This is a genomic window from Bacteroidales bacterium, assembly GCA_021648725.1.
In the GTDB taxonomy this organism is placed as follows: domain Bacteria; phylum Bacteroidota; class Bacteroidia; order Bacteroidales; family JAADGE01; genus JAADGE01.
Window position 1 is genome coordinate 39495 of record JAKISF010000009.1, and the last position, 14641, is coordinate 54135.

Annotated in this window: 8 protein-coding genes; 2 read left to right on the forward strand and 6 right to left on the reverse strand. The window is 32.7% G+C overall.

Annotated elements, in window-relative coordinates:
* Window positions 1-29: 29 nt before the first annotated feature.
* The gene (locus tag L3J35_05260; protein ID MCF6365593.1) at window positions 30-4268 is read right to left on the reverse strand and encodes a C25 family cysteine peptidase; all 4239 of its coding nucleotides are present in this window, start codon (window positions 4266-4268) and stop codon (window positions 30-32) included.
* Window positions 4269-4458: 190 nt separating this feature from the next.
* On the opposite strand from L3J35_05260, the gene L3J35_05265 reads away from it, so the two are divergent.
* On the forward strand, window positions 4459-5445 hold the full coding sequence (locus tag L3J35_05265) for an AAA family ATPase (protein ID MCF6365594.1): 987 nt from the start codon (window positions 4459-4461) through the stop codon (window positions 5443-5445).
* A gap of 90 nt (window positions 5446-5535) precedes the next feature.
* On the opposite strand, the gene L3J35_05270 is transcribed toward L3J35_05265, so the two are convergent.
* The 4 genes from L3J35_05270 to L3J35_05285 form a co-directional block, all read right to left on the reverse strand.
* The gene (locus L3J35_05270; protein MCF6365595.1) at window positions 5536-5934 is read right to left on the reverse strand and encodes a YqaE/Pmp3 family membrane protein; all 399 of its coding nucleotides are present in this window, start codon (window positions 5932-5934) and stop codon (window positions 5536-5538) included.
* A gap of 102 nt (window positions 5935-6036) precedes the next feature.
* A complete protein-coding gene (gene guaA / locus L3J35_05275; protein MCF6365596.1) occupies window positions 6037-7566 on the reverse strand; it encodes a glutamine-hydrolyzing GMP synthase in 1530 nt (509 codons plus the stop codon).
* 38 nt (window positions 7567-7604) lie between these two features.
* Entirely contained in the window at window positions 7605-8633 is a 1029-nt protein-coding gene (locus L3J35_05280; protein ID MCF6365597.1) for a hypothetical protein, read from the reverse strand.
* A gap of 37 nt (window positions 8634-8670) precedes the next feature.
* Entirely contained in the window at window positions 8671-8955 is a 285-nt protein-coding gene (locus tag L3J35_05285) for a hypothetical protein (protein MCF6365598.1), read from the reverse strand.
* Window positions 8956-8998: 43 nt separating this feature from the next.
* On the opposite strand from L3J35_05285, the gene L3J35_05290 reads away from it, so the two are divergent.
* The gene (locus L3J35_05290; protein ID MCF6365599.1) at window positions 8999-13669 is read left to right on the forward strand and encodes a hypothetical protein; all 4671 of its coding nucleotides are present in this window, start codon (window positions 8999-9001) and stop codon (window positions 13667-13669) included.
* Here L3J35_05290 and L3J35_05295 read toward each other — a convergent pair.
* Entirely contained in the window at window positions 13666-14613 is a 948-nt protein-coding gene (locus L3J35_05295) for a TIGR01212 family radical SAM protein (protein ID MCF6365600.1), read from the reverse strand. The two genes, L3J35_05290 and L3J35_05295, sit on opposite strands and share 4 nt — an antisense overlap.
* Between the last annotated feature and the right edge of the window lie 28 nt (window positions 14614-14641).

Genomic DNA, 14641 nt, shown 5'->3' on the forward strand with positions numbered 1-14641 from the left:
AAGATTTTCAGAGACTTTTTCTGTATTTTTTATTTAATCATCACTTTCGTATTATAAATAATTTCTCCTGAGTTTATTCTGATAAAATAAATCCCTTTTGATTGATTACTCAAATCTATTTGATGAACATTTGAAGTACTGCCGGATTGATAAATAACTTTTCCGCTTACCGTTCGAACCTCAACTGTTATTTCGGAAGTATTTAATTCTCCGAAATCAATTGCAAACATTCCGTTATTAGGATTCGGAATAATTGAAATATTATTTTCTAATGTTTCAACTGCATTTGATGCCATTATAACATTAATTGTTTTATCAGCATCTGTATCAACTGCTCCTGTTGCATTATTATAACCGTTTTTAGTAACCGTATAAGCAACACCGGTTCCTTCTGCACAATTATTAAATACAGCTATTCCGGATGCATCAGTATTAATTGTTTGGCTGTCAAAGTTAACAGCTGCTCCTTCAATTGCATTAGTTCCGTCATTTACATCAAATGTAATAGTATAGGTTGCTACCCCGTCAACACAAGTAATATTAGTAACCCAGCCGTCTCTTGTTACTGAACCGTCACTTGTAAATACAAATGTTAATGCACCGTCTGCATTTGTAGCCGTAATATTTGTCGGAGGCATATTATCCTCATCATATTGTCCTATTAAGTTAGTTGCATCCGTTGCATCATAAACATACAAATAATCATAACCGCCTTCTGTTGCAAATGATACAAATTCAACATTAATCATTTTTCCTGCTGTTCCGGGTAAAAATGTCATTGTAATATTTTCATCGCTTTGATAAGCTCCGTTTGCCCCGCCGGTATCATAAAACGCAGCATTACAAATTGTAACTGTTCCGCTTGTCATAGGATATTGTTCGCCGCCTGTATTAAAAGACCACACATCGCAACCTGTTGCCGTACCGATACTATTTGTCGGCAATACAGCCCAATAATAAGTAGTTTCAGGATTAACCGTAATTGCAAACTCAGTTGAAGTAACTGTTACGGGAGTATTCGTATAAGGGTCAGGGTCTGTCCCGAAATAAACATCATAAGAAGTTGCTCCCATAGCAGAACTCCACGAAATATTTAATGGGAAAACATTGGTTGCTCCGTTTGAGGGAACAGGATTTATTGAACAAGCAGGAGGTGTTGTTGCAGAAAAGCAATAAACATCAGCTGCCCAACCCGAACGTGTTACAGATGCATCGCTTGTAAAATGAAATGTTAAACCGTTAGCTCCCATAAATGGTCCTGTCGGAGGTGCATCCTCATCAAAAGGACTTCCTGCTACTTGCGGGTAACTTGTATCCGGTCCGTCATGAATATACAAATAGTCATATCCGCCTTCTGTTGCAAACTCCGTAAATTCAACAACTACAAAATCTTCTCCTCCGCCGGGTAAGAAAGTTAATGTTTCGTTCTCGCTTGAAGCATACTCTCCTGTTTCACCGCCGGAATCATAAAATGTTCCGGTACAAACAGTATAAGGACCTGCATCGCTGATTAAATAAACAGGTATTATCCCTATAATAATATTTTGATTATCAACACCCGTATATTGATTTGATGCACCTGCTGCGATATCAATTTGCACCTCAACCGGGCTGCCGAGAGGTGTTGCAACGTCAGCTGTTGCTCCGGTAAAAACAAAATCTTGTGAAGCTCCTGCCGCTAAGCTAACACCGGAAACAAAAGTTCCGCCGAGAGTCAAATAGTTATTAGGATCATTGCTTTCAGATAACGTTCCGTTGAAAACTGCTGTTGCATGTCCTGAATTTGTTATCGTAAAATTAATATCTGCTGTTTCAGCAGGGTCTAAAATGCCGTCTGCATTATCATCATTTGTAATAAATACACTTCCGATTGAAATTGCAGGAGCATTAACGGTTACATTTTTGGTATAATCCCAAGTATCTGTTCCGTCTGTTATTGAAATATCGACAGCAACCATATATTGATCTGGTAAATTGTCGGCAACAGTTAAGGTAAATACACCTGAACTTGGTGCAGTAACAGTACCGACAGTAACATCACCATATACAAAAGTAGGGTTGGCAATACTTGCATTTACATCAGAAGTTGAAACAGTAGCAGAAACTCCTGTTGCAGGATCAGCTCCTACATTCTCTAAAGCTATATCTAAATTAATCGTTTGCCCGTAATCAACAACATTATTATAAGTATTTACAATCATATAAGGTCCGGATAGTGCAGCTGCCGGAACAGTTGTCATATAAGGAATATACTGAGGTTTTGTAACCACTATATCAACATCTCCGCCGGAAGTTACGGGAATAATAGGGACATCAACAGTTCCTGTTGCATCAACTAATGCAGCACCGTGAAGAATACCGTCTTTTGAAATTGCAACATAAGAACCCGGCTCTGCATCAACCGTATAAGTTGACATACCGATAGGTAATATTGCCATGTGGCTTACTGTATTTGTTGAACCTTGCGTATAAAAAGGAACTAAAGAAGGGTCTCCCAAACAATTATATGCCTCCCAATAATATAAAGGATTTGAATGTTGAGGATAGCCTGCAACATCAACTTCCGTTACAGCTAAATTTCCGAGAAAAACGGTTGCATCAACTGTTACATAGTCACTTACAAACATTCCGTCATATACTCCGTAAGTTGTTTCTCCAAAAGTAGGTACATACCCGCCATTGTCACCTTGAATGGGAAAAGCACCGACTGCCCAATAAAAATCTTCAAACCAATAGGATGATGGTGATGAACCGATATAGGCAACTGCTCCTTTATTTTCTGCTCTTATCCATGCTTCGCCTATACATTCTAAATAACCGAAATCTGCCGATAAACAACAGTTTCCTACAGCAAGAGGATATTTGTTTGTATTTGTCATTGAATTTATATCAGAAATTGATAAACCAGGGTCAGCCCATACAGTTTCTGCACAATGTGCAGTATAATTTATGAATGAAACCGAAATTCTTGCATTATCATAGCATCCGGTATAAGATGATAAATAGTCATTAACATTTGTGAAACCGTGAGATGCATTAAAATAATTTTGTGTTCCGTATTGAATTGTAGGTTGACCGACATTCGGATTCCAGGTAGCATCAGCACCTGCAATTAAAGTTACATCATCTAAATATGTAGGATCGGCAAATTCATATCGTTCATGATATAATGTTTTGTCTATAATTGGCTGTAACTCTGTTAAGTTATTTGCAGAAAAACGCCCGTAATACATTTCAGGAAAATAATCTCCGTCTTGGCTGAAATAATAAAGGTCTGTTTGTTTGCCTGAATTTACACCTACTTGCGAGGAAGGAATTTGAGCAACATCACCTACAAATAAACAGAAACTCGGAGCAGGATCTGTTGGTGTTCCTGCATCGTAATGAGATTGCACCCATGCTTTAATTGAAGCAACATCACTATACCCTTCGTCAGTATAATTTACAATAACATTAAAACCTTTTTTAGTTTTCCATAAAATATAGGGAGCTAATGCCGTTTCAAACATTCTGTCGGCAAGAATCAACATTTTAACAGGATATTTTGTTAAATCAGGATGATCATCTATTACTGTTTTAGTATTCAGTAATTTACTGTAAACACTTTCGAAAAAAGGTGAATATGTAGCTTGTTTAATGTATTCGGTTTTACTTACATTACTATTTGTAAAGATTACTTCAACTTCTATGTTGTTATAAACTTTTACTGTTCCGTCAGTCGGGTTATAATTTACGGGAGATACAGAAAGTTTAGCTATTCTGACACCACGCATGGTTCCTTGAATTTCAACATCTGCCATATTAAAAGCAGAATATGTTTTTGAAGCATAAGCTGCTTTATTATATCTGAACTTTACTTTTGTGGGGTCTTCACTTTTATTAACATCCGGTTGTGCAGGAATAATAAGGTTATTAATTCCGAAATCAGATAATTTATATTCTTGAACAGTATAGTTTTTAACTTTTACATTAACTTCGGCTCCGAAAGGAACTTCTATTAATTTACTGTATGCAGGAAGTTTTGGGTCTCCTATATTACCGGTAAACCTTGCACCGGGAATTGAGATTTCATCAAATGTTCCTTCTGAAGTTTTAACCGTGAAACTTCTGATTTGAGAATGATTAAAAGTAAGATTTAACTTTTCGTAAGAATTTTCACTCATTTCAACTGCATTCTTCTCTGAACTTAATGGAATTACACCTTGTTGGGCAAACCCGGCAAACAGAAACAATACCATTGTCAGTAATGTAAGTAATATTTTTTTCATAATGTTAAATATTTTTTAATTTATACTTAGATAAGTGCAACTTAACTGATGATAAACAACAAGAAAGGTTGCATCAAAATTTCTGCAATATAGTAGAAAAAATAAAAATAACAATGGTTTTTTATCACATTTTTTTCTAAAAAAACAAAGCTTTAATTAAATTTGCAAATACAAAAAAAGATTAATAATTATGATTGATATAAAAGAACTGAATGAAAAGATTAAAAACGAAAGTGTTTTCGCAGATACAATTCGTAATGAAATGAACCGTGTAATTGTCGGGCAGAAACACATGATTGACAGTTTACTGACAGGTTTACTCACAGGCGGTCATATACTTTTAGAAGGTGTACCCGGGCTTGCAAAAACATTGGCAATAACATCGTTAGCAAAAATTATTAATGCCAAATTCAGCAGAATTCAGTTTACACCTGACTTGCTGCCTGCTGATTTATTGGGAACTATGATTTACAGCCATAAAACAGAAGAATTTATTACCAAAAAAGGACCTATTTTTGCAAATTTTATTCTCGCCGATGAAATTAACAGATCCCCGGCAAAAGTACAAAGTGCTTTACTTGAAGCAATGCAGGAAAAACAAGTTACAATCGGACAAAATACATTCAAATTAGAAGAACCTTTTATGGTTTTGGCAACTCAAAACCCTATTGAACAAGAAGGAACATACCCTTTACCGGAAGCACAAGTTGACAGATTTATGCTTAAAGTTATTATTGATTACCCGAAAAAAGACGAAGAGCAACTAATTATACGACAGAATATTGCTAAAACATACCCGGAAATTAATACATTGTTAAGTACAGATACTATTTTAAGAGCAAGAGAGATTGTAAAAGAAATATATTTAGACGAAAAAATAGAACGGTACATAATTGATATTGTATTTGCATCTCGAAATCCGAAAGACTACGGTTTAAACGAATACGAAAATTTAATTTCATTCGGTGCATCACCGAGAGCAGGAATAAATTTAGCATTAGCTGCAAAAGCTTATGCCTTTATTCAAGGCAGAGGGGCTGTATTCCCGGAAGATGTAAGAGCTGTTTGTAAAGATGTAATGCGTCACAGAATTGGTTTGACTTATGAAGCAGAAGCTGAAAATATAACATCCGAAGATATTATAACGGGAATATTGAATGTTGTTGAAGTTCCGTAGAAAATAAATAACCTGAGACTCAAAACATTTCAAAAAAGGCAGAAAACTTATTTATTTTCTGCCCTTTTTAAATTATTGTACTTCTAATATTTATTTCAGAATTAAATATAAAGCAAAAATTAGTCCCGGAAGATAAAATAGTAGCGTTAAGAGTAAATCAAGCCAGAAATTTGTTGTAAGACCGTTTTCTAACAGAAGAACAGCAAGAGGGGGAATTAAAATTGCAACAATTACAAGCAAAATAGTATCATATTTTGAATTTTCATTGTTTTTTATCCTTTTTGCTATTTTTGTAAGTCTTTTAGTAATAAGTCTCTGTTTAAATTTATTATTTTTTGTTACTTGTTTATCCTGTACAATTTTGTTATTGTCAGAGGTTAAAAAAGATGATTCTTTTTTATTAGCGGAATTACTTTCTGCTGCAAAAACTAAGTTTGAGCTAATACCGAAAAAAAATAAAACGATTAATAGATACTTAACTGATTTCATGTGTATAAATTTTTATGATTAAATTAATTATTTTGCTGTTCTTAAATTTATCAACGTAAGTACAAAAATAAAAAAAATTAAATAATTGAAAAATAATTTCCATTATTCCCATTCAATAGTTGCAGGAGGTTTTGAACTTATATCGTAAACAACTCTGTTAATTCCCCTCACACGATTTATTATTTTATTAGAAACTTTTGCAAGAAATTCATGCGGAAGATGTGACCAATCCGCTGTCATTCCGTCTGTTGAACCGACAGCTCTTAAAACAATTGTGCTTTCATAGGTTCGTTCATCGCCCATAACTCCTACCGATTTTACCGGCAATAATATTGTTGCTGCTTGCCAAACTTCATTATACAAATCTGCATCTTTCAATTCTCTTATAAAAATATCATCAGCATCCTGTAAAATACAAACTTTTTCAGGGGTAATATCTCCGAGAATTCGAATTCCCAACCCCGGTCCCGGGAAAGGATGCCTTCCTAAAAGTTCTTTTTTAATGCCGAGATTTTTTCCTATTCTTCTGACTTCATCTTTAAACAATAAACGTAAAGGTTCTACAATTTTTAATTTCATGTAATCGGGCAATCCTCCTACATTATGATGAGATTTTATTGTAGCTGACGGGCCTTTAACCGAAACAGACTCAATAACGTCAGGATAAATAGTGCCTTGTGCAAGCCACTTAATATCAGCAAGTTTCGATGACTCTATATCGAAAACATCTATAAATTTACTGCCTATTGCTTTCCGTTTTTTTTCGGGTTCTGTTATTCCTTTTAACACTTTATAAAAATCTTCTTTTGCATCAACGCCCATCACATTTAAACCCATACCTTTGTATGAATTTAATACATCTTCGAACTCATTTTTTCTGAGAAGTCCGTTATCTACAAAGATACAAGTTAAGTTTTTCCCTATTGCTTTATCCAGTAAAACTCCGGCAACTGTTGAATCAACGCCGCCCGATAAACCGAGAATTACTTTATCATCCCCGATAATTTCTCGTAGTTCTTTAATTGAACTTTCAATAAAGGATTCCGGAGTCCAGTCTTGCTCAATTTTGCAAATATCAACAATAAAATTTTTAAGAATCTGCTTTCCTTCTGATGTATGATACACCTCCGGATGAAATTGCAAACCGAATGTTTGTTCATCTTTAATTTGAAAAGCTCCGACTTCAACATCTTCTGTTCCGGCAGTTATTTCAAAGTTTTCGGGTATTTTCACTATAGTATCTGCATGCGACATCCAAACTTGTGTATCCGCGGTAACATTTTGGAACAACGGATTTTTGTTGTTTACAAACTTCAAATTTGCCCTGCCGTATTCTCTGTGTTTTGAAGGAACAACTTTTCCGCCGAAAGAATGAGCTAAATGCTGTGCACCGTAACACACCCCGAGCAACGGCTTCAATCCTTTTATTTTTCTAATATCAGGAACAGGGGCATTTTTGTCTCTCACAGAAAACGGACTTCCCGATAAAATTACACCTTTTACGGAAGTATCAATTTCAGGAAAATTATTAAACGGCCATACTTCACAATAAACATTTAATTCTCTTATTTTCCTTGCTATCAAACGAGTATATTGAGAGCCGAAATCTAATATAATAATCTTATTTTGCATCAGTTTGGAAAGATTGAAACTTTTTAATTATTTAAGAATTACTTTTTTATATAAAGATCTAAATAAATAGGTAAATGGTCACTGAATCCGTCATGAAATTTAAAGCCTATATAAGTTCTGAACGGTTTTACTCCGATATATTGTTCATCCGGTTCTAAAAGAAACGGTGCTTCAAAAACATGAGCATCATCAACTGTCATATTTATTTTGTTATCTTTGTTTAATAACGAACCGGAAACGATTATTTGATCTAATACTCCCCATTCTCCCTGATATTTATGAGTTCCTTTTCCTTTTTCTTCCTGAAGGTAATATGCTAAATTGTATAATGCCTCGTCATTAATTAAATCATACTTATTTTTTGCTTTTAATGCATCTGTAACACTATGGTTATCAGGATAATCATTCAAATCACCCATAATAATAATATTCGGATTTATATCTGTCGAAAAAAGAGAATCAACCTTTCTTCGTAAAACTGTTGCTGCATAAACTCGCTTTCTGTCAGTTTCTAATTGTCCGCCCCATCTTGAAGGCCAATGGTTTATAAAAATATGCAAAGTATCATTGTTAGTGTTATACCCTTTAACATATAGGATATCTCTTGTGGGTTTATTCACATCAAAAGGAAAAGTAACTCGAACAGCTTCATAATCAATCGGCGTAAATTTATCTTTTCGGTATAACAAACCTACATCAATACCTCTTCTGTCAGGAGATTCTTTATGAATAATTCTGTACGGAAACTTTTTTAATGCTGTTTGTTTTATTATTCCTTCCAGAACAAACCTGTTTTCAATTTCGCACAAACCTACTATTTCAGGAAGTTCCCATTGACCTATTGCCGTAATAACTTTTGAAACATTATTTATTTTTTTATAATACCTTCCTATACTCCAATGCCTTACACCTTCGGGAGTAAAAGCTTCATCAATTTTTAAAGTATCATCATAAATATCAAATAAGTTTTCGGTATTATAAAACATTATCCTCATATCGCCTCTCGGAAACTCATAATCATTTAATGATTGTGCATTAATACCTGCTGAAAAAACAATTAACAGCATGAATAAATATATTTGTCTGTAATTTAACATCATATCTTTATTTGATAAATATTCTTTTAATATAGTGTATTAATACTGCAATTATTATCCAAGAAATATTTACAAGCATAAATACAGTAAAAAATTTAAAAATTGCGGTTGAAGTATTAAAAATTGAATCAATACTTTTTTTGAATTTATATGTTTCAGTTTCAAAGTTTAAGGAAAAATGTGTAATTATTGCCATTACAGCATAAGTTATTAATGCGATTAAAAAAATAGAAAGTAGTGTTTTTAATACTGCCGGCATCTTATTTTCTTTATTTTTATTATCTTTACTCATTCGTTGCAAATTTAATATAAGATTTTAATAAAAATTATTAAATATGAATAAAATAATCCTTTTTATTTTTCTGTTTGCTATAGTTTCAACCAACAGTAATACCGGTTATTCACAAGTAAATCGAAAATTCACTGCCGACAGCTTAATTTCGGAGTTAAGGTCTTATTACACGCTGCAAGAAGTTGGTACTGAAACCAATAATGCAACTTCTGAAAAAGATTCGGTTATTTCAATACTTGAGAATAATTGGAACTCCTCAATCAGTTCCGAAGAAAAAAATTCAATAATTAAAATCACAAATTATCAAATATCCAGGAGGTTCAACAAAAACACAACTATTTGGGATTTTTTCAGAACTGTTACCTATTTAAAACAAAACAATCAAACAAACTTCACTCCGTGGTTAAGTATGCTTGAATATATGTCAGGTTCTTCATTATTTACATCTGAAAAAGTAAAAAACTTTATTACAAACACCTATCTGTTATCTCACCAAAATTATCTTTCAAAAACATCTTCCGTAAGATGGAAAATAAAAGATAATACAAATTATAAATTCGAATTTGATGAAAAAAATAAAACATTCAATATTTCGGTCCCTACAACTCAGTTAGAGGCATACAGTATTGATAATGATACAATAAGGATATTCAATACTAAAGGTAACTATAATATGCTTGAATCAAAGTGGACGGGAAAATACGGAAAAATTACTTGGGAAAAATATGACATTCCTTCTTCAACGATGAATGTTAAATTAAAAAACTACAAAATTAACATGAAAAAAACGGAATTTACTGCTGATTCCGTAACATACACAAATAAAAATATTTTAAAAAATGAGATATTAGGTAAAGTAAAGCATATTGTATCTTTAAGAGCATATAAAGACGGCTTATTTCCGCAATTCAGATCATACAGAAACGATTATAAAATAAAAAGCAAGCAAGAAAATATAGTATTTACAAGCGGTATTGAAATGCGAGGAAAAACATTAAGATATGTCGGAACAGATGCAGTTCCTGCAATTGCCGAATATATAAAAGCCGGTAATAAGTATCTGAAATGCCGATCCGAAAGTTTCTCATCCTTAGAAAAATATTTAAAATCAAACCAAGCTTACATAACATTGTATATTGCTGATAATGATTCGATAACACACCCAAATGTTTCCTTAACTGTTAAAGAAGATGAATTTTCGTTCATAAGAAATCATGACGGTACAGGAAAAAGACCGTTTTATAATTCATATCAAAAAACATATATTACAGTTGACAATATTGTTTGGAATATGAAGGATTCTTTAATTCGTTTTTATTCAAGACTCGGAAATGACGGACAATTTAAATCTTTTGATTATTTTACAAAAGCAGATTTTACTAAACACAGAATGTATGAAACAACAAATCCGCTATTTGACATAAAAAAATATACAAGAAAATTAGGTTCCCGAGAGTTTTTTGCACAAGATTATGCAGCTTTTATTCGCAAACCTCAAACAGCAACAATACACAGGCTAATGGGGCTTTGGTATGAAGGGTTTATTGATTACAACCCTAAAACAAAATATGTAATTGTAAGACAAAAACTGTACGATTACATTAAATACTTCTTTGAAAAAAAGGATTATGATGTCATAAATATAACTGCCAAAGGAAAAACAAGAAAAGGAGAAACCGAGTTGTTTCCTCTCACAAATGCAGTTTATGATATTAAAACAAACCAAATGGCATTATTCGGAGTTGAGCAAGTAATTTTGAATGAACGAAAAAAAGTAGGATTAATACCGCACAGGCAAATGTTGATACTGGGATATAACAGAAATTTAATATTCTCGGGAAGGCTTCGTGTAGGTCTTGCAGATTTTTACGGAAACGGCTTTTCATTTAATTATAAGAACTATGACATAAGTTTTACCGAAATCGACTCCCTTATATACAGAGTTTGGGATGAGGAATTAACAGAAAACGGAAAAAAGATGAAAGCTAAATTCTTGAATTCAACTATTGAAAACGTATCAGGAAAAATAAGGATTGATGTAAGCTCAAATAAATCCGGAGCAAAAAAGATAGAACAATTTCCTAAATTTATTTGCTCAGATACATCTTATGTATATTACGACAAAAGAAACAAACAAGGAAATGTCTATAGCAGAGATAAATTTTATTTCAAAAACTTCCCTTTTACTCACGACAGCTTACTTTATTTAACAAAAGATAACTTAACAATACCCGGAAGATTAATTGCAGGGGGCATATTACCGAATTTTGAAGATACTCTTTCAGTTCAGAAAGATTATTCTTTAGGTTTTATTCATCAAACTCCTGACGGCGGATTTCCGCTGTTCAGCGGCAAAGGAACATTATCATCATTAAACAACGAAATGAACAGCTACATCAAGCTAAGTAACAGCGGATTAGAGGCGAACGGAGTTGCAAAGTGGAACAATACTACAATTGCAACAAAAGACTTTACACTCTATCCCGATTCTCTTACAACATTGGCTGATGAAATTGAAATAAGTGAATTTGTGAATCAAGAAACTTATGCCGAATTTCCTGTTGTAAAAGGAAAGTTAGTTCAAACAACTTGGGATGCACTCAGCGATGTAGTAAGATATAAAACCACCGGAATTGCAGCAGAAATGTATGATGAAAAAGTTAAGTTCTCAGGTTCTTTTGAATACAGACCAAAAGAATTAACCGGAAGCGGAAGAGCAAAAGTTGATGAAGGAACTATTTATGCAGAAGATTTTACATTTAATAAAAAATCATTCCTCTCTGATAAAGCTGATGTTATTATAAAAGAGGATAATTCCGAAGAAAAAGATGTAATAATTAAAAATATGAAATCTTTTGTTGATATTAATTCAGGAAAAGCTGTTTTTCAAGAAAGAGAAGATGAAGAATCGTATGTTAATTTCGTAAATGATGAATATATGAGCTATCCGAATCATTTGGTTTGGCATACCGGAAAAGGGAAAATTAATATGAACTATAATATGAATAAGTTTACAAATCCCCTGTTCTCAAAAGAAGAAATTCTGCTTGACAGTGCATATTTAATTGATTATTGCAGATTTGATAAGGCTTTATTTTCAAGTACATACGGAGATTTAAAATTTATTTCTACAAATATTAATCAAGATTCTTTAATGTTTTTCGGAAGCAGAGCAAATTATTATACCGGCAACAAAAAAATAATTACAAAAGACGTTCAAAAAATTATTGTTGCAGATATAGTAGTAACACCAAGCAGCAATGTAGTAATTGATGAAAACGGTGAAATGGAAAAGCTGTTAAAAACTACGGTAAAAGCAAGAGGCGTTCATAATATTTCGGAAGTTGACATTAAAATAAACAGCAGTAAGAAATATGTTGCGTCATCAGGTATTTATCAATACGAAGACATGAATAGAAAATTACAAAATATTAATTTCGATAATATAACCTATGATGTTAAAAAAGAAGCATCTGTTGCTCACGGTTTTATAGAGCAATATGAAAAATTTACGTTAAACCCTTGGTTTGATTACTACGGAGATGTTTATTTTAATGCATCAAAAGACCGTTTAAATTTTGAAGGTTTTGCAAAACTAATACATACCTGCCCTTCCGTGCCGCAATGGTTTTATTTTAAATCAGAAATTAACCCTGACAGTATTTATTTACCTCTTGAACCTCGTTTACACTCTGACATTGCATCTAACAAAGCAAGAGTTTATGCCGATGTTATGTCTTCAAAGGATTCAATACACACTTTCCCGGTATTTTTGTCAGCCGACCCGTACGGAAATTCAGAGTCTATATTATCTCTGAGAGACAGTTCTTTCTACGTAGCTTATAATCAGAATGAAAACATGTATCAAATAACAACTTTGAATAAATTTAACGACAGAACATTACCCGACAAATATTTAGATTTAAAAAGAAGTACATGTATTGTACACGGTGACGGCGACATAATACTTTCAAAATCAATCAAAATAAATGATTTCGGAAGTGTAGGCGAGCTCAGATTTGACACAAATGCCGATGAAGTTACTATGGGAACTCTCACATATATGGATTTCTTCTTCTCTAAAAAAGCATTAGATATTTTAACTGAAAAACTTAAATTAAATATTAGTTTATCAGCAGTTCAAGTTCAAAACAATACTTATAAAAAAACAATGAGCCAATTATTAGGTGTTGAAGAAACAGAAAAGATGCTCTCGGAAATGTCAATAAACGACGGAAAGCCAAAGAAATTCCCCGATAAACTTAAAAAAACAATTGTTTTTACAAATCTCGCTTTTAAATGGGATGCCGAATCAAAATCATTTAAATCAATAGGAAAAATAGGCATTTCAAATATAGGAAACCAAATGATTAATAAATATGTAAATGGTTATATTCAAATAAGAAAAAGAAGAACCGGCGATAAAATATTTATTTATCTTGAAACATCTGAAAAAGAATGGTTTTTCTTCACATTCTCAGGAGGAATAATGCGAACACTATCTTCTGTTAGTGAATACAACCAAACTATTGCAGATTTGAAAACAAAATATAAAAAACAAAAAACCGAAAAAGGCATTTTTAATTATATGCTCACGAATACAGAAACAAAAAATCTTTTTATTTATGCGTTTACGGGTGTTCACCCTGCAATTGATGATTTTGAGGATGAAGGAGAAAATAACAATGATGAAAATAACGAAGACAATTATTAATACAACTTACCTTGCCGAGTATTTTGTTTTATAAATTGTTTTTTAATTTTTTCAACTATTTCAAAATTTTTAAGACCTCCCCATTTCGGAGCAATCAATAAATCTGCCGGAGATTCACTAATAAATCTTTCAATAATAATCTCCGGTTTTAATCTTTCGGCAAATTGCACAACAAAATCAATATATTCTTCAGCTGAAAACAAATTAAACATTTCAGGAGTTTCCTTAAATTGCTTTGCCATTTTTGTGCCTTTTATTATTTGAAGTTGGTGTAATTTTAAAGTTTCAAAAGGCAAGTTTGATATTATTTTTGCATGAGATAAGTTTTCTTCTCTGCTGTCGCCCGGCAAACCGAGAACATAATGAACTCCTACATGCAAACCTCGTTTTTCAGACAATTCTAATGCAGAAACAGCCTGTGCAAAAGTATGTCCTCTGTTAATCTTCTTCAAAGTTTCTTCATTGCATGTTTCAATTCCGAATTCAAGAATAATATAATACGTTTCTGCAAGTTTTTGTAAATAATCTAAAATTTCTTCATTAACACAATCGGGTCTTGTAGCAACGACTAAGCCTGTAACTCCTTCAACTTTTAAGGCTTCGGCATAATAATTTTTTAAGGTTTGCAAATCAGCATAAGTATTTGAATATGCCTGAAAATAAGCAAGGTACTTTTGCGTTTTATATTTTTCTGCAAAAAAAGCAATACCTTCTTTTAATTGTTGCGAAATTGTTTTTTTCGGACTGCAATAAAAAGGGTTAAACGTATTATTGTTACAATAAGTGCAACCTCCCCTGCCCTTGCTTCCGTCTCTGTTCGGGCATGTAAAACCGGCATCAACTGCAATTTTTTGAATTCTGGTGTCAAATTTTTTCTTAAAATATGATGAAAAGTCGTTATATGGATTATTATTTCCCCAACTGTATGTTTTCTCTTTCTTCAAATTAGGAATAATAAATATAAAGCCGGCT

Excerpts from the sequence above, each read along its gene's own strand:
- L3J35_05270 (MCF6365595.1), bottom strand. The coding sequence starts at position 5,934 with ATGAAATCAGTTAAGTATCTATTAATCGTTTTATTTTTTTTCGGTATT.
- L3J35_05285 (MCF6365598.1), bottom strand. The coding sequence starts at position 8,955 with ATGAGTAAAGATAATAAAAATAAAGAAAATAAGATGCCGGCAGTATTA.
- guaA (MCF6365596.1), bottom strand. The coding sequence starts at position 7,566 with ATGCAAAATAAGATTATTATATTAGATTTCGGCTCTCAATATACTCGT.
- L3J35_05260 (MCF6365593.1), bottom strand. The coding sequence starts at position 4,268 with ATGAAAAAAATATTACTTACATTACTGACAATGGTATTGTTTCTGTTT.
- L3J35_05265 (MCF6365594.1), top strand. The coding sequence starts at position 4,459 with ATGATTGATATAAAAGAACTGAATGAAAAGATTAAAAACGAAAGTGTT.
- L3J35_05280 (MCF6365597.1), bottom strand. The coding sequence starts at position 8,633 with ATGCTGTTAATTGTTTTTTCAGCAGGTATTAATGCACAATCATTAAAT.
- L3J35_05290 (MCF6365599.1), top strand. The coding sequence starts at position 8,999 with ATGAATAAAATAATCCTTTTTATTTTTCTGTTTGCTATAGTTTCAACC.